This is a genomic window from Kitasatospora sp. NPDC049285 (genome assembly GCF_040678815.1).
GTDB lineage: Bacteria > Actinomycetota > Actinomycetes > Streptomycetales > Streptomycetaceae > Kitasatospora.
Genome location: NZ_JBFAQR010000006.1, coordinates 193,315 through 209,045 on the forward strand (window position 1 = coordinate 193,315; position 15,731 = coordinate 209,045).

General features: G+C 70.5%; 13 protein-coding genes. 10 read left to right on the forward strand and 3 right to left on the reverse strand.

Annotated features, from left to right (window positions below):
* Window positions 1-7 precede the first annotated feature (7 nt).
* The 6 genes from AB0K51_RS07060 (at window position 8) to AB0K51_RS07085 (ending at window position 4,906) form a co-directional block, all read left to right on the forward strand.
* Window positions 8-1,654, forward strand: a complete 1,647-nt coding sequence (locus AB0K51_RS07060; RefSeq protein WP_363451382.1) for a hypothetical protein — start codon at window positions 8-10, stop codon at window positions 1,652-1,654.
* A 42-nt stretch (window positions 1,655-1,696) separates the two neighbouring features.
* Window positions 1,697-3,250 carry a bifunctional lysylphosphatidylglycerol synthetase/lysine--tRNA ligase LysX gene (gene lysX, locus AB0K51_RS07065; protein ID WP_363451384.1) on the forward strand — a complete coding sequence of 518 codons (1,554 nt, stop codon included), beginning with the start codon at window positions 1,697-1,699 and terminating at the stop codon, window positions 3,248-3,250.
* Between the two features lie 4 nt (window positions 3,251-3,254).
* On the forward strand, window positions 3,255-3,407 hold the full coding sequence (locus AB0K51_RS07070; protein ID WP_363451385.1) for a hypothetical protein: 153 nt from the start codon (window positions 3,255-3,257) through the stop codon (window positions 3,405-3,407).
* 106 nt (window positions 3,408-3,513) lie between these two features.
* Window positions 3,514-3,906, forward strand: coding sequence for a BlaI/MecI/CopY family transcriptional regulator (locus tag AB0K51_RS07075; protein WP_363451387.1), 393 nt, complete (start codon window positions 3,514-3,516; stop codon window positions 3,904-3,906).
* Between the two features lie 11 nt (window positions 3,907-3,917).
* On the forward strand, window positions 3,918-4,445 hold the full coding sequence (locus AB0K51_RS07080) for an amino-acid N-acetyltransferase (RefSeq protein ID WP_363451389.1): 528 nt from the start codon (window positions 3,918-3,920) through the stop codon (window positions 4,443-4,445).
* 104 nt (window positions 4,446-4,549) lie between these two features.
* The gene (locus AB0K51_RS07085; RefSeq protein ID WP_363451391.1) at window positions 4,550-4,906 is read left to right on the forward strand and encodes an Lsr2 family protein; all 357 of its coding nucleotides are present in this window, start codon (window positions 4,550-4,552) and stop codon (window positions 4,904-4,906) included.
* A gap of 12 nt (window positions 4,907-4,918) precedes the next feature.
* On the opposite strand, the gene AB0K51_RS07090 is transcribed toward AB0K51_RS07085, so the two are convergent.
* A complete protein-coding gene (locus AB0K51_RS07090) occupies window positions 4,919-5,380 on the reverse strand; it encodes a hypothetical protein (protein WP_363451393.1) in 462 nt (153 codons plus the stop codon).
* A gap of 467 nt (window positions 5,381-5,847) precedes the next feature.
* Here AB0K51_RS07090 and AB0K51_RS07095 point away from each other — a divergent pair, with 467 nt between their 5' ends.
* Together AB0K51_RS07095 and AB0K51_RS07100 are read left to right on the forward strand one after the other, a co-directional pair.
* Window positions 5,848-8,367 carry an ATP-dependent Clp protease ATP-binding subunit gene (locus tag AB0K51_RS07095; RefSeq protein ID WP_363451395.1) on the forward strand — a complete coding sequence of 840 codons (2,520 nt, stop codon included), beginning with the start codon at window positions 5,848-5,850 and terminating at the stop codon, window positions 8,365-8,367.
* Window positions 8,368-8,737: 370 nt separating this feature from the next.
* Window positions 8,738-11,080 (forward strand): immune inhibitor A domain-containing protein, encoded by a 2,343-nt coding sequence (locus tag AB0K51_RS07100; RefSeq protein ID WP_363451397.1) that lies wholly within the window; start codon window positions 8,738-8,740, stop codon window positions 11,078-11,080.
* 89 nt (window positions 11,081-11,169) lie between these two features.
* On the opposite strand, the gene AB0K51_RS07105 is transcribed toward AB0K51_RS07100, so the two are convergent.
* Window positions 11,170-12,276, reverse strand: a complete 1,107-nt coding sequence (locus tag AB0K51_RS07105) for a beta-eliminating lyase-related protein (RefSeq protein WP_363451399.1) — start codon at window positions 12,274-12,276, stop codon at window positions 11,170-11,172.
* Window positions 12,277-12,617: 341 nt separating this feature from the next.
* Between AB0K51_RS07105 and AB0K51_RS07110 the strand changes: the two genes are divergently transcribed.
* A complete protein-coding gene (locus AB0K51_RS07110; RefSeq protein WP_363451401.1) occupies window positions 12,618-13,589 on the forward strand; it encodes a M23 family metallopeptidase in 972 nt (323 codons plus the stop codon).
* 37 nt (window positions 13,590-13,626) lie between these two features.
* Here AB0K51_RS07110 and AB0K51_RS07115 read toward each other — a convergent pair whose 3' ends face one another.
* Window positions 13,627-14,229 carry a helix-turn-helix domain-containing protein gene (locus AB0K51_RS07115; RefSeq protein ID WP_363451404.1) on the reverse strand — a complete coding sequence of 201 codons (603 nt, stop codon included), beginning with the start codon at window positions 14,227-14,229 and terminating at the stop codon, window positions 13,627-13,629.
* 312 nt (window positions 14,230-14,541) lie between these two features.
* Here AB0K51_RS07115 and AB0K51_RS07120 point away from each other — a divergent pair.
* On the forward strand, window positions 14,542-15,731 hold a 1,190-nt coding region (locus AB0K51_RS07120), incomplete at its 3' end, for an MDR family MFS transporter (RefSeq protein WP_363451438.1).

The window sequence follows — 15,731 nt, forward strand, 5'->3', positions numbered from 1 at the left end:
GGAGACCATGTGCATCCCGCGCTCCCGCACCCTGGGGCCGGCCGCGGCCCTGGCGGCGCTCGCCCTGGGCGGCGCCGCCGTACCGGCCCGCGCGGCCGACCCGGCCCCGACCCTCACCGCCCCCGCCGCGGTCGCCGTCGACCCGGCCGCCACCTCGGTGGACCACGGCAGCGGCTTCACCACCGTCGACCTGAAGCTGACCCTGCCCGGCACCACGCATCCGACCCGCGCGGTGTTCAGGGTCGACCTGACCCCGCTGGCCGGCGTCGCCTCGGTGCGGACCCCCGACGGCTGCACGCTCGCCATGCAGGTGCTGACCTGCGGTCAGCACTGGCTCGTCGACGGCACGTCCACCCAGCAGCTCGCGCTGTACGCGCCCGCCGGCGGCGGCACCGCGGGTGCCACCGCGGTCCTGCACGTCACCGCGGCGGCCGGCAGCGGCACCACGGCCTCCGACACCAAGGTGACCCTCGGCGGGAGCAGGCTGGCCTTCACAGCCGTCCCGACCGGCACCGGCCTGCGGCCCGGCGACTCCTGGACGCCCGACCTCACCCTCACCAACAAGGGCCAACTCCCGGCCTCCCGGCTGTACTTCACCTTCACCGGCGGGATGGACCTGACCTTCGCCCCGCGCTTCTCGAACTGCGAGTACGGCACCGACGGCGACGGCGGCCAGGTGGTGATCTGCACCGTCGGCTCCACGGTCGCGCCGGGCGAGAGCGTCCACCTCGACCCGATCGCGCTGCACGTCGACACCACCGCGTACACCGCCTACGAGGACGTCGCCGTCGACACCACCGCCCCCGACCGGACCGGCCCGCTGAGCCGCTACCACTTCACCCCCGGCCCGGCCGGCAGCCCGCGGCTGACCGTCGGCAAGCCCGAGACCCCGACCGCGCCGGGCGGCGCGCTCGACCTCCACCGGGGCAACGGCACCGGGCTCACCGCGCAGGTGGCGAACTCCGCGGACTTCGCCGCGTTCGGCGCCTGGGCCCCGGACACCGCCAAGCGCCAGGGCAAGCTCTCCGTCGGCATGACCAGCAGCGGCCCGGCCGCCATCCGGTGGCGCGGCGGCGGCGAGCCCGCCCACGTCCGGGTGGAGCTGCCGAAGACCGCCAGGGTGGTCGCCGCACCCGACGCCTGCCGGCTCGCCGACCCCGCTCCGAGCGCCTCGCTCGACCGCTACGACTGCGCGACCGGCTCCGTCATCCCGTCCGGCTACTTCGTCCTGTTCGACTTCACCGTCGAGGCCGACCCGGCCGCGGGCGGCTCCGCCGTGGTGACCCTGCCGTCCATCGGCCAGGACGGCCGGGACGGCGGCAAGCCCTGGGACCCGGACAAGGCGAACGACACCGCCACCGTCGCCCTCGACGGCCGGACCTCCGGCGCCACGCCGACCGGAGCGGCCTCCCCGCCGGGCACCGCCGCGGCGCACTCCCCCACCGCCACCGCCCCGAGCAGCGCGGCGCCCACCACCCGCGCGACCACCCCGAGCGGCACCGTCCCCGGCTCCGACCTCGCGTCCACCGGCGCCACCGGCATCGCCCCGATGCTGGCCGGCGGCCTCGGTGCCGTCGCCGTCGGCTCGGGCGTCATCCTCTTCCTCACCCAGCGGCGCCGGCGCGGCGCGCACCGCGGGGCGCGGCACCGGTAATCCCGTGGCGGAGCGCGCCGTCAGCCTGGCTACCCTGGTGGGGTGACCGATCAGAGCACTCTCCCCGCGACCGACGACCTTCCCGAGCAGATGCGCGTCCGGCGCGAGAAGCTGGACCGGCTCCGGGCGGCCGGCATCGACCCGTACCCGGTCGGTTTCCCCCGCACCTCGACCATCGCCGACCTGCGGGCCGCCCACCCCGACCTGGAGCCGGACACCGCCACCGGCGAGCGCGCGGGCATCACCGGCCGGGTGATGCTGGCCCGCACCGGCGGCAAGCTCTGCTTCGCCACCCTGCGGGACGGCTCCGGCGACCTCCAGGTGATGCTCTCCCTGGACAAGCTGGGCGAGGAGCGGCTGGCCGCCTGGAAGACCGACATCGACCTCGGCGACCAGGTCGGCGTCGAGGGCGAGGTGATCACCTCCCGGCGCGGCGAGCTGTCGGTGATGGTGGACCGCTGGGAGCTCACCGCCAAGTGCCTGCGCCCGCTGCCGGACAAGCACAAGGGCCTGACCGACCCGGAGGCCCGGGTCCGCCAGCGCTACGTCGACCTGATCGTCAACCCCGAGGCGCGCGAGATGCTCCAGCTGCGCACCCGGGTGATCCGCTCGATCCGCCGCACCTACGAGGACCGCGGCTACCTCGAGGTCGAGACCCCGATGCTCCAGCCGATCCACGGCGGGGCCAACGCGCGGCCGTTCAAGACCCACATCAACGCGTACGACATCGAGCTGTACCTGCGCATCGCCACCGAGCTGTACCTCAAGCGCCTGGTGGTCGGCGGCGCGGAGAAGGTCTTCGAGATCAACCGCAACTTCCGCAACGAGGGCGCGGACGCCACCCACAACCCGGAGTTCACCGCCCTGGAGTCGTACGAGGCGTACGGCGACTACGACACCCAGGCCGAGCTGATCCGGGCGATCATCGTCAACGCCGCGCGGGACGCGCTGGGCACCACCGTGGTCACCGGCGTCGGGCCGGACGGCGCCGAGCACGAGATCGACCTGGCCGAGCCGTGGCAGGAGGTCTCGGTCTACCCGGGCATCTCCGCCCACCTGGGCACCGAGGTCACCCCGGAGACCACCGTCGAGGAGCTGCGCAAGCTCGCCGACGCCGCGGGCGTGCCGTGGGAGAAGGAGTGGGGCCACGGCCAGATCGTGCTGGAGATGATCGAGCGGCTGCTGGAGCACAACGCGATCAAGCCGACCTTCATCAAGGACTACCCGACCGAGGTCTCCCCGCTCACCCGCCAGCACCGCTCGATCCCGGGCGTCGCGGAGAAGTGGGACCTGGTGATCTTCGGCACCGAGATCGGCACCGCCTACTCCGAGCTGGTCGACCCGGTCGAGCAGCGCGCCCGGCTCACCGCGCAGTCCCTGCTGGCCGCCGGCGGCGACGTCGAGGCGATGCAGCTGGACGAGGACTTCCTGCGCGCCCTGGAGTACGCGATGCCGCCCACCGGCGGCCTCGGCCTCGGCGTGGACCGCCTGATCATGCTGCTGACCGGCAAGAACATCCGCGAGACGGTGCTCTTCCCGCTGGTGAAGCCCGAAGCCAAGGCCACCGCGGCGGCCGACGACAAGTCCGAGGAGTGAACTGATGGAGTACGTCAGCGCGATCGTGCCGCCGCTGGTCATGGCGGTCGGCTTCGCCTTCCTGGTGCGGGCCATCATCCGTAGCCAGGGCGGCGCGCAGAAGGCCAAGGAGGACGCCGCCGCAGAGGCGATGGCGTCCCGTTCGCAGGCCGAATAAGCGCTCTTCCGACGGCGCGCCGTTCCCCCCGTCCGGGCGGAACGGCGCGCCGTTTTGTTTGCCGTTGCCGTCTTTTGTCCGCTTCGGTCCTATCCTGGGCGGCACTATGGCGCGGCAACTCGGAGAACTCGAGAACGACATCATGACCCGGGTGTGGCAGTGGAACCGCCCGGTCACGGTTCGGGAGGTTCTGCAGGATCTGCGGTCGGAACGCGAAATCGCGTACACCACCGTGATGACGGTGCTGGACAAGCTCTATCGAAAGGGCTGGGTGCGCCGGGAGCGCGCCGGGCGCGCCTATAGATATGAGCCGGTCTCCTCCCGGGAGGCATACACCGCGGCGTTGATGAACGACGCGTGGGCCACCAGTGACAATCCGGCCGCGGCACTGGTGCACTTCTTCGGGATGATGTCGCCGGAACAGCGCGAGTCCCTTCGGGACGCCCTGCGGGTGGCGGGCGTCGATACCGAGGAGACCCGGCCGCCCGATGCACGATAACGTTCCCCGCCATGGAGGTCACCATCCGCCGCGCGCGGACCACCGACGTGCGAGCCGTCCGGCGGCTCATCGACGCCTACTCACGGGACGGCATTCTGCTCGACAAGCCGACCGTCACACTGTTCGAGTCCGTCCAGGAGTTCTGGGTCGCGGAACGCGACGAGGACGGCCGCGTGGTGGCCTGCGGCGCGCTGCACGTGATGTGGGAGGACCTCGCCGAGGTGCGCACCCTCGCGGTCGATCCGGTCTGCACGGGGATCGGTATCGGCCATCTCCTGCTGGAGAAGCTGCTGGAGACCGCGCGCTGGCTCGGCGTCCGTCGGATTTTCTGCCTGACGTTCGAGGTGCCGTTCTTCTCGAAACACGGCTTCGTGGAGATCGGCGAAAACGACGATCGTACGGCAGACCCGGCTGCCGTCGCCACAGAAGTCTATGAAGAACTCCTGCGCTCGTACGACGAAGGCGTCGCCGAGTTCCTGGACCTGGAGCGGGTGAAGCCGAACACGCTGGGCAACTCGCGCATGCTGCTCCGGCTCTGACGCTCTGCCCGGGGCAGCACGGACGCACCGGGGGTTTGTGTTTTCCGGGAAAAGGCGGTTTCCTTTCCTCAGGCAATGGATCGTTATCGCGGAAAGGGAAGCCCGTGGCACAGAGGGTTCAGGTCATTCTGGAAGACGATCTCGACGGTGGTTCCGCGGACGAGACCGTGACGTTCGCCCTCGACGGCGTGGCCTACGAGATCGACCTCAAGAGCGACAACGCGGACAAGCTGCGCGACCTGCTGGCGCCGTACGTGGAGAAGGGCCGCAAGCAGAGCGGCCGGCTGACCGCGCCGCGGCGCGGCGGCACCACCCGCAGCACCGGCCGGGCGGCCGCGGCGGGCCAGCCGGACACCGCCAAGATCCGCAACTGGGCGAAGGAGAACGGCTACCAGGTCAACGACCGCGGCCGGGTCCCGAGCAACGTGCGCGAGGCGTACGAGAAGGCCAACGCCTCCTGATCCGGGCGCGGCTCAGGGCGCGGGCGGCAGGCCCAGCCGCTCCCGCGCGCAGGCGTCCGCGAGGGCGTCCAGCAGGCGCAGCAGGTCGGGCGAGCGCAGGTCCAGCACGGGCCTGACGGCGCCGACCCGCAGCCAGTCGGCGGTCGTCCTCGGCGCGGGCACCCGGGGGGTTTCCGGGTGCGCCGCCGTCGGCCGTCCGTCGTGGGGGGCGGGCCACCGGGCCTCGATGGGCAGCCGCAGCTCGGCTCCCCAGCCGAGCCAGCAGAGCAGGGCGGGCACCGCCTCCGCGGTGCCGGGGGCGAGCAGGAAGACGGCCCGGCCGCGGTGCCGCAGCACCGGGCCGGTGGGTCGGCCGAGCCGGTCCAGCCGTCCCAGCGCGGCGAGCGCCGGCCGTAGCGGCGCGGTCACCCGGTCCGATCCGCGCCAGGGGGCCGCCGCGCCGGTGCGGACTGCCGGGGTGGTCGGCAGGGTCACGACCTGTGCAACGCTGGAGGGGCCGGGGCGGTCACGCGGCCGCCACCGGGATGGCGGTACGTCAACCGCGACCGGCCTGATGATCCGTCACCCCGGGGGCCCGGTCGGCGAACTTCTCGCCAGGCGAACAGGACCACCGCGGAAACCACGCGAAACCCGCCGGATTACCGGGTATGAATGCAGGTGGACGGGGTCGATGGAGCCCTGCCGCAGCACCGGGCGGGACCGGTCCCCGGTACCACCGGAGACGTGTTCGCCGTTGGCGTAGCGGTATCCGGTGCATCGGGCCCGCCGCTGGGAACACCGTCTCCCAGCATCAGGTTGGGAAAGGTGTCGGCTGGTCGCGCAGCATGTTGCTCCCGCTCCGTGGGAGTTCCGTAGCCGCGCTGCTGAGCGGGACTAGCATGCGGAAGGACAGGGCGGGGACGGCCCCCGAACTGACCGACCGCTCTGAGGAGCGATTAACGATGTTCGAGAGGTTCACCGACCGCGCGCGGCGGGTTGTCGTCCTGGCACAGGAAGAAGCCCGGATGCTCAACCACAACTACATCGGCACCGAGCACATCCTCCTGGGCCTGATCCACGAGGGCGAGGGTGTCGCCGCAAAGGCGCTGGAGAGCCTCGGCATCTCGCTCGAGGCGGTCCGCCAGCAGGTCGAGGAGATCATCGGCCAGGGCCAGCAGGCCCCGTCCGGTCACATCCCCTTCACCCCCCGGGCGAAGAAGGTGCTGGAGCTGTCGCTCCGCGAGGCCCTTCAGCTCGGCCACAACTACATCGGCACCGAGCACATCCTGCTCGGCTTGATCCGCGAGGGCGAGGGCGTCGCCGCCCAGGTCCTGGTGAAGCTCGGCGCCGACCTGAACCGGGTGCGCCAGCAGGTGATCCAGCTGCTGTCGGGCTACCAGACCAGCGGCGGCAAGGAGTCGGCGACCGCCGGCGGCCCCGCCGAGGGCACCCCGTCGACCTCGCTGGTCCTCGACCAGTTCGGCCGCAACCTGACCCAGGCCGCCCGCGAGGCCAAGCTCGACCCGGTGATCGGGCGCGAGAAGGAGATCGAGCGGGTCATGCAGGTGCTGTCCCGCCGCACCAAGAACAACCCGGTGCTGATCGGTGAGCCCGGCGTCGGCAAGACCGCGGTCGTCGAGGGCCTGGCCCAGGCGATCGTCAAGGGCGAGGTCCCGGAGACGCTGAAGGACAAGCAGCTCTACACGCTGGACCTCGGCGCCCTGGTGGCCGGCTCCCGCTACCGCGGTGACTTCGAGGAGCGCCTGAAGAAGGTGCTCAAGGAGATCCGCACCCGCGGCGACATCATCCTGTTCATCGACGAGCTGCACACCCTGGTCGGCGCGGGCGCCGCCGAGGGCGCGATCGACGCCGCCAGCATCCTGAAGCCGATGCTGGCCCGCGGCGAGCTGCAGACCATCGGTGCCACCACGCTGGACGAGTACCGCAAGCACCTGGAGAAGGACGCCGCGCTGGAGCGCCGCTTCCAGCCGATCCAGGTCGCCGAGCCGTCGCTGCCGCACACCATCGAGATCCTGAAGGGTCTGCGCGACCGCTACGAGGCCCACCACCGGGTCTCCATCACGGACGCCGCCCTGGTCGCCGCCGCCACCCTGGCCGACCGGTACATCTCGGACCGCTTCCTGCCGGACAAGGCGATCGACCTGATCGACGAGGCCGGTTCCCGGATGCGCATCCGCCGGATGACCGCGCCGCCGGACCTGCGCGAGTTCGACGAGAAGATCGCCGAGGTGCGTCGGGAGAAGGAGTCCGCGATCGACGCGCAGGACTTCGAGAAGGCCGCCGGCCTGCGCGACAGCGAGAAGCAGCTGCTGCAGGCGAAGGCCAAGCGGGAGAAGGAGTGGAAGGCCGGCGACATGGACGTCGTGGCCGAGGTGGACGAGGAGCTCATCGCCGAGGTCCTGGCCACCGCCACCGGCATCCCGGTCTTCAAGCTGACCGAGGAGGAGTCCTCGCGCCTGCTGCGCATGGAGGACGAGCTCCACAAGCGGGTCATCGGCCAGGAGGACGCCATCAAGGCGCTCTCCCAGGCGATCCGCCGTACCCGTGCCGGCCTGAAGGACCCGAAGCGCCCCGGCGGTTCGTTCATCTTCGCCGGCCCGTCCGGCGTCGGTAAGACCGAGCTGTCCAAGACGCTGGCGGAGTTCCTGTTCGGCGACGAGGACGCGCTGATCGCGCTGGACATGTCCGAGTTCTCGGAGAAGCACACCGTCTCCCGGCTGTTCGGCTCCCCGCCCGGCTACGTGGGCTACGAGGAGGGCGGCCAGCTCACCGAGAAGGTGCGCCGCAAGCCGTTCTCGGTGGTCCTGTTCGACGAGGTCGAGAAGGCCCACCCGGACATCTTCAACTCGCTGCTGCAGATCCTGGAGGACGGTCGCCTGACCGACTCCCAGGGCCGGGTCGTGGACTTCAAGAACACGGTCATCATCATGACCACCAACCTCGGCACCCGGGACATCTCCAAGGGCTTCAACCTGGGCTTCGCGGCCACCGGCGACAGCGCCACCGGCTACGAGCGGATGAAGGCCAAGGTCGGCGACGAGCTGAAGCAGCACTTCCGCCCGGAGTTCCTGAACCGTGTCGACGACATCGTGGTCTTCCACCAGCTGTCCGAGGACAACATCATCGAGATCGTCGACCTGATGATCGCGAAGGTGGACCAGCGGCTGAAGGACCGCGACATGGGCCTGGAGCTCAGCGTCGAGGCGAAGAAGCTGCTGGCCAAGCGCGGCTACGACCCGATCCTGGGCGCCCGTCCGCTGCGCCGCACGATCCAGCGGGAGATCGAGGACCACCTGTCCGAGAAGATCCTGTTCGGTGAGCTGCGGGCCGGCCACATCGTGGTGGTCGGTGTGGAGGGCGAGGGCAAGGAAGCCAAGTTCACCTTCCGCGGTGAGGAGAAGTCCCCGGTGGCGGACACTCCCGCGGCGGTGTCGGCGGCCGGTCCGGACCTGACGAAGTAATAGCGCCGCAAAGCACGGCCCAAGCCCCGGGCCCCGACCGTAACCGGTCGGGGCCCGGGGCTTTTTCACGGGCGGTTCTTCAGTTGAAAAACTGTTTAGGTTTCCGTGTGGTGTGAAATCCGGCCCTTGGGGCGGCCGAACGGGTGGGTTCGCCTCGAGTTGGGGTGCGATCGAGCCGCTAACCCCTTGCGCATTAGGTAGATTGACGTACCGTCAGATGATCTGAGTTGCCGGAGCATAGCGGCGTGACCATGCCATGGTCAAGGTCTTTCTTTTTTACCGGACCTTGGGTCAAATGTCGTCCACCTGTCTTGCATTGGTTCACCGGTTCGGTCACCAGCCCGGCCGGTTAGGGGAGGACGTCACCACGTTGAAGATAACCAAGAAGGCTGCCGCAGCCACGGCTGCCATCGCGGTGACCGCCGCGCTCGGCGCCGGCCTGCTGCCGGGTACGGCCACCGCCGCGCCGGTGACTCCGGTCGTGAAGGACCCGGCCGACTCTGTTCAGAACGACAGCGTGCCCCGCGAGCTGCTGAGCCCGCTGACCGACAAGGTGGAGGCCGAGCAGAAGGCCGCCGTCGAGCAGGTCGTCAACGGCACCGCCAAGGTCGAGAAGCACGGCGACAGCACGGCCGTGAAGCTGGGCCGCGACAAGTTCGTCGAGCTCTCGCGTGAGCGCACCGACAAGATCTTCACCATCCTGGTGGACTTCAGCGACCAGGTGGACTCCACCACCAAGACCGCTGACGGCAAGGTGAAGTACGGCGGCACCCCCGGCCCGGCGCGCAACCAGATCGCCGCACCGGACCGCGCCACCAACAACTCCACCGCCTGGCAGGCCGACTACAACCAGCAGCACTACCAGGACCTGTACTTCGCGAAGGACAAGCCTTCGCTGAAGACCTTCTACGAGCGCCAGTCCTCGGGCCGGTACTCGGTCGACGGCCTGGTCACCGACTGGGTGCGGGTGCCGTGGAACGAGGCCCGCTACGGCTCGGACTACTGCGGCCAGCACGTCTGCGCCAACGCGCAGGACCTGATCCGCGACGGCATCAACGCCTGGGTCGCCGACCAGAAGGCCAAGGGCCGCAGCGACGCGGACATCAAGGCCGACCTGGCGCAGTACGACCAGTGGGACCGGTACGACTACAACCACGACGGCAACTTCAACGAGCCGGACGGCTACCTGGACCACTTCCAGATCGTCCACGCCGGTGAGGACCAGTCGGCGGGCGGCGGTGTCCAGGGCACCGACGCGCTGTGGGCGCACCGCTCCTACGTGTACGCCAACCAGGCCGGCAAGTCCGGCCCGGACAACAACAAGCTCGGCGGCACCCCGGTCGGCACCACCGGCCTGTGGGTCGGCGACTACACCATGCAGCCGGAGAACGGCGGCCTGGGCGTGTTCGCCCACGAGTACGGCCACGACCTGGGCCTGCCGGACCTGTACGACACCTCCGGCCAGGGCATCGACAACTCGGTCGGCTTCTGGTCGCTGATGTCCTCGGGTTCCTGGCTCGGCGAGGGCAAGGACTCGATCGGCGACATGCCCGCCGACTTCGACGTCTGGTCGAAGCTGCAGCTCGGCTGGCTGGACTTCGACAAGGCCACCGCGGGCAAGGACTCGCTGCACCTGCTCGGCCCGGCCGAGTACAACAGCAAGCGCAAGCAGGGCCTGCTGGTCGACCTGCCGAAGAAGACCGTCACCACCGAGATCAACACCCCGTTCGCGGGCGGCAACGAGTGGTGGAGCGGCAGCGCCGACAACCTGAACGTCTCGGTGACCCGTGACCTGGACCTGACCGGCAAGACCTCGGCCAAGCTGACCGCGAAGGCCTGGTACGAGCTGGAGACGGACTACGACTACGCGTACGCCGAGGTCTCCGTCGACGGCGGCAAGAACTGGACCGCGCTGGCCGGCACCTTCAACGGCACCGCGCTGCCGGACAACGCCATCAACGGCTCGTCCAACGGCGCCTGGGGCGACCTGTCCTTCTCGCTGGACGCCTACGCCGGCAAGGCGGTCAAGCTCCGCTTCCACAACACCACCGACGGCGGCGTCCACCTCAAGGGCCTGGCCCTGGACGAGATCGCGATCACCGCCGACGGCGCGACCGTGTTCACCGACGGCGCCGAGAACGGCGACAACGGCTGGACCGCGGACGGCTTCTCCCGGATCTCGGGCAAGTTCTCCAAGGACTACGACCAGCACTACCTGGTCGAGAACCGCCAGTACGTCTCGTACGACGCCATGCTGAAGAGCGGTCCGTACGTCTTCGGGTCGACCGCCAAGCCGAACTGGGTGGACCACTACGCCAACCAGAACGGCGTCCTGATCTGGCTGTGGGACGGCTCGCAGACGGACAACAACGTGGCCAACCACCCGGGCCAGGGCCTGATCCTCCCGGTCGACGCCCACCCGACCGCGCTCAAGTGGTCCGACGGCACCCTGATGCGTCCGCGCCTCCAGGGCTACGACTCCACCTTCGGGTTCGAGCGCACCGACGGCCTGCAGCTGCACAAGGCCGACGTGCTCACCAAGATCCCGAGCGAGCGCGGCGTGACGGTCTTCAACGACCACACCCAGAAGTACTGGGACGCGGCCAACCCGTACAGCAGCGTCCAGGTCCCGGACACCCACACCCAGATCGAGATCTGGTGGCAGTCCTGGAACAAGCTCGAGGCGCTGGTCCGGGTCAAGCCCGTGAAGTGACGCACCGTGAGGTGACGCACCGTCACTGAACGCCGAAGACCCCCGGAGGTATCCCAACCTCCGGGGGTCTTCGGCATGCTGACGTGGCATCAGAGCAATGAGAGGAAGGCCTCCATCGCCTCGGCGACCTCCTTGCCGCTCCACCCGAGGGCCTCGGAGGCCACCGTCACCTCGGTCATCGCCCAGCCGGGCGCCAGGCCCGGCTCCAGCCAGCCGGAGAACAGCGCCACGCCCTGCTCCTCGGCCTGCCGCAGCCCGGCCTCGACCAGCTGCGCGGCCGGGTACGGCAGCCAGAACTGGAACTGGTGGGTGTGCGGCGGCTCCGGGTTGACCCGGGCGCCGGGGACGGCGGCCAGCGCCTCGGCCACCACCTTGGCGTGCGCCACGTACGAGTCCAGCCGCGGCAGCTCGTGCTCCAGCCCGGCCAGCGCGCTCAGCACGGCGGGCCACTGCTGCCACAGCTTGCCGCCGTAGCGGTGCCGCCAGACCTTGATCCGGCGGACGAACCCCTCCTCGCCGGCCACCAGGGCGCCGCTGTGGCCGCCCAGCGACTTGTAGCAGGAGACGTAGACCGAGCCGGCCCGGGCGCAGATCTCCGGCAGGCCGCGGCCCAGGTGCGCGGTGGACTCCCACAGCCGGGCGCCGTCCAGGTGGACCGGCCAGCCGCGCTCCTCGGCGACGTCGTAGAGGGCGGACAGCTCCTCCCAGGAGGGCAGCAGGAAGCCCGCGTCGCGCAGCGGCAGCTCCAGCATCAGGACGTCCACCGGCTCGTCCAGGGCGGCCAGCTCGGCGGCGGTGGGCTGGCGCGGGGCGGCGGTCTGCGGGACGGTCCGCAGACCGCTGAGGCGGGCGTAGGCGCGGCGCTCGTGCACCTCGGGGTGGGAGAGCGGGTGCATGGCCACGGTCGGGCCGTGGGTGTCCGCCCAGGTCTTCAGGGCGGCCTGCTGGGCCATGGTGCCGGTCGGGAAGTAGGCGGCGTCGGGCTTGCCGAGGAGCTCGGCGGTGCGCCGCTCCAGGGTGCGCACCAGGCCGTCGCCGTAGAGGTCGGTGGGGCCGTCGAGCGGCAGCGGGTCGTCGGCCAGGGCGGTGAGGGCGGCCAGCGCCTCGCGGACGGTCTGCGGGCGGCCGCCGGAGAGCAGGCGGTCGGCCTGTCGGCGGGCGGCGAAGCGGCGTTCCTGAACCGTGGTGTCGTTCATCAGCTGATCATCTCCGATGGGTGGGGGAGATCGGATGGTGCAGCTGGTACGGGAACCGGTCCTACCCCCGCCGGTTCGCCGCCAAACCGGGTGCCGTCCGGTGGTGATGGTCACAGGCCCCGAACGACATACGACCCGCAATAGGAGGTTTGAAGCGTGAATGACCGCTTCGTCCGATGCTCCGGGGGGACCTTCGGACCGGCCCGCGCACTACCCGCCGTCGTAGGTCACACTCTTGGGCCCCGGGCCCGAGGTCGTTTACACCGGAGTCGTTCCACCAGTTCGGCGAGTCCCCGCGGCTCGGCCCCGGGCTGGCCCCGTCCGTGAGGTTCCGACTCCCGATGCGTTCTCTCCCCGCCACCGGCCGCCGGCTTCTCCAGGCGATCAGTGCCCGCCACGTCCGCGACCTGCTCTCCACCGACCTGCTCACCGCCGAGCGCGTCGACTCCGTCCGCAGCGCCGGCGCCGCCCGGCTCGCCGCGGCCCGCAAGGCGCCCGGCAAGGCACTGGCCGGCGGCGCCGCCGTGGTCGCGGTCGGCGCGCTGCTGATCCCCGGCGGGCACGCCGCCGCGCAGACCGTGCACCCCACCACCCCGGGCGCCTCCGCGTTCACCGTGCAGGGCGTGCAGCTGCAGCCGGGCGAGGTCCAGCTGAGCTCGCCGGTCGCCTACCAGGTGAAGGGCGCGCACCCGCACGCCGAGGTCGCGGTCGCCGCCAACCTGGACCGCACCGCCCCGGCCGCCGAGCAGCCCGCCGCGCAGCCGCAGGACGACCGCGCCGCCCGGGACTCCGCGCGCACCGAGCTGCCCGCCGCCGAGCAGCCGGCCGCCCCGCAGCCCGCCGCCGAGCAGCCGGCCGCCGCCGCACCGGTCGCCGCGCAGCCCGCGCCGGAGCCGGCCAAGCCGTCCTGGTCCTCGCCCGCCCCGGGCGCGTCGATCAGCAACCCGTACCACAAGACCAACGCCGAGTACGCGGCCGGCTACCACACCGGCACCGACTTCGCGGTCTCCGTCGGCACGCCGCTGGTCGCGGTCGGCGACGCCACCGTGGTCTCCTCCGGCTGGGCCGGCGCGTACGGCAACCAGATCGTGCTGAAGCTGTCCGACGGCCGGTTCGCCCAGTACGCGCACCTGTCCCAGCTGGGCGTGAAGGCCGGGCAGCACGTCGGCGCCGGCGACCAGATCGGCAAGTCCGGCACCACCGGCAACTCGACCGGCCCGCACCTGCACTTCGAGATCCGCACCGCCAACAAGTACGCCGCGGTGATCGACCCGATCGCCTACCTGAAGCAGCACGGCGCGACCAACTTCTGATCCGCCCCCGGGCTTCCCGACCGAGCCGTCCGCGTCCTTACGCGGGCGGCTCGATCCGTGCCGCGACCTCGAGGGCGACCTCCAGCGCGGCGTCCATCGCCTCGTTCAGCGAGGTGGCGCCGGCCGGGTGCTCGCCGTCCTCGCAGAGGTCCGCCTTCAGCAGGAACATCGCCGAGTGCACCGCGGTCAGCGCGACGGTGGCCCGCAGCTTGTCGCGGAAGGTCGGCTCCGGCCCGTGCAGCAGGGTGATCATCCGCAGCATCCGGTCCTTGAACGCCAGCCCGGCCGCGGACTCCCGCAGCGCGGGCTGGTTCTCGTGGAAGAACCGCAGCAGCGGCGCCCGCTCCCCCATCCCGACCGCGAAGCGGCGTAGCAGCTCGTCACGCAGCTCGGGCGACCAGGGCTTGTCCTCGCCGAAGGCGATGGCGTCGTCGATCGGCGCGGCCATCTTCTCCACGATGCCGCGGACGATGTCGTCCTTGGTCTTGAAGTGGTAGTACAGCGCGGCCTTGGTGACGCCGAGCCGGTCGGCGATCTCGCGCAGCGAGGTCTTCTCGTACCCGTGCTCCGCGAACAACTCCAGAGCCACGTCGATGATCCGCGCTCGGGTGTCGCTGCGCGGGCTCTGGGTGCTGGTCATCCTGACGGCCTGCCTTGACGGTCGGTGGGGCGCGGGCGACGACGACCCGCTTCCGGTGCATTCTCCCTGCCCAGGGCGGCTTCCCTGAAACTGGCTTGACGACCGGCTAGGGAACAACTTACCGTGCCGGTCGACGATTCACTAGCCGGTCGTCAAGTAAGTGAAGCCGCGGGGCCCCGCGGCTACCTCACGCCCCGGGAGAGAAGCACGATGTCAACCGCCAAGTCCGAGGCCGCTCCAGAGGAGCCGGCAGTCGCTCCCGGGAAGGCCGACGAGTTCGAGCAGCGGCCGCACAAGGAGATCCGCCTGGTCATGGTCGGCCTGGTGATCACCATGCTGCTGGCCATGCTCGACAACCTGATCGTCGGCACCGCGATGCCCACCATCGTCGGCGAGCTGCACGGCTCCGAGCACATGTCCTGGGTGGTCACCTCGTACACCCTGGCCACCGCCGCCTCCACCCCGATCTGGGGCAAGATCGGCGACCTGTACGGCCGCAAGGGCTCGTTCCTGATCTCGATCGCGATCTTCCTGGCGGGCTCGGCGCTGTCCGGGCTCTCCCAGTCGATGGACCAGCTGATCGCCTTCCGCGCCGTCCAGGGCCTGGGCGCCGGCGGTCTGATGGTCGGCGTGATGTCGATCATGGGCGCGCTGGTGGCCCCCCGCGACCGCGGCAAGTACCAGGGCATGTTCGCCGCCGTCATGGCGCTGGCGACCATCGGCGGCCCGCTGATCGGCGGCTTCATCACCGACCACCTCAGCTGGCGCTGGACCTTCTACGTCAACCTGCCGCTGGGTGCGATCGCGCTGGCCTTCATCGTCATCGTGCTGAAGCTGCCCAAGGTCCGCTCCAACGCGAAGATCGACTACTTCGGCTCGGCGCTGCTCACCATCGGCATCGTCTCGATGGTCCTGATCACCACCTGGGGCGGCCACGATTACGCCTGGGGCTCCAAGCAGATCCTCGGCCTCGGCGCCCTCGCCGTCGCCTCGCTGATCGGCTTCTGCTACGTCGAGCAGCGGGTCGCCGAGCCGGTCATCCCGCTGGGCCTGTTCCGCAACCTGAACTTCACCATGGTCTCGATCATCGGCTTCATCGTCGGTTTCACCATGTTCGGCGCGGTCACCTTCCTGCCCACCTACCAGCAAATCGTCCAGGGCGCCTCGGCGACCAACTCCGGCCTGCTGCTGATGCCGATGATGTTCGGCATGCTGGTGATCTCCCTGGTCGTCGGCCAGGCCATCACCAAGACCGGCAAGTACCGGATCTACCCGATCATCGGCACCGCGGTGATGGCCGGCGGCGCGCTGCTGCTCTCCACCCTCGCCGTGGACACCTCCAGCTTCGCCTCCGCCTGCTACATGGTGGTCCTCGGCGCCGGCATGGGCTTCCTGATGCAGGTCACCATGCTGGTCGCGCAGAACAGCGTCGGCCTCAAGGACATGGGCGTCGCCTCCTCCTCCGCCACCCTGTTCCGCACCATCGGCGGCTCCTTCGGCGT

Bases quoted from the DNA above. Each gene is read 5' to 3' on its own strand.
- AB0K51_RS07060 (WP_363451382.1), top strand. From the start codon at position 8: ATGTGCATCCCGCGCTCCCGCACCCTGGGGCCGGCCGCGGCCCTGGCG.
- AB0K51_RS07070 (WP_363451385.1), top strand. From the start codon at position 3,255: ATGGAGTACGTCAGCGCGATCGTGCCGCCGCTGGTCATGGCGGTCGGC.
- AB0K51_RS07075 (WP_363451387.1), top strand. From the start codon at position 3,514: ATGGCGCGGCAACTCGGAGAACTCGAGAACGACATCATGACCCGGGTG.
- AB0K51_RS07080 (WP_363451389.1), top strand. From the start codon at position 3,918: ATGGAGGTCACCATCCGCCGCGCGCGGACCACCGACGTGCGAGCCGTC.
- AB0K51_RS07095 (WP_363451395.1), top strand. From the start codon at position 5,848: ATGTTCGAGAGGTTCACCGACCGCGCGCGGCGGGTTGTCGTCCTGGCA.
- AB0K51_RS07105 (WP_363451399.1), bottom strand. From the start codon at position 12,276: ATGAACGACACCACGGTTCAGGAACGCCGCTTCGCCGCCCGCCGACAG.
- AB0K51_RS07110 (WP_363451401.1), top strand. From the start codon at position 12,618: ATGCGTTCTCTCCCCGCCACCGGCCGCCGGCTTCTCCAGGCGATCAGT.
- AB0K51_RS07115 (WP_363451404.1), bottom strand. From the start codon at position 14,229: ATGACCAGCACCCAGAGCCCGCGCAGCGACACCCGAGCGCGGATCATC.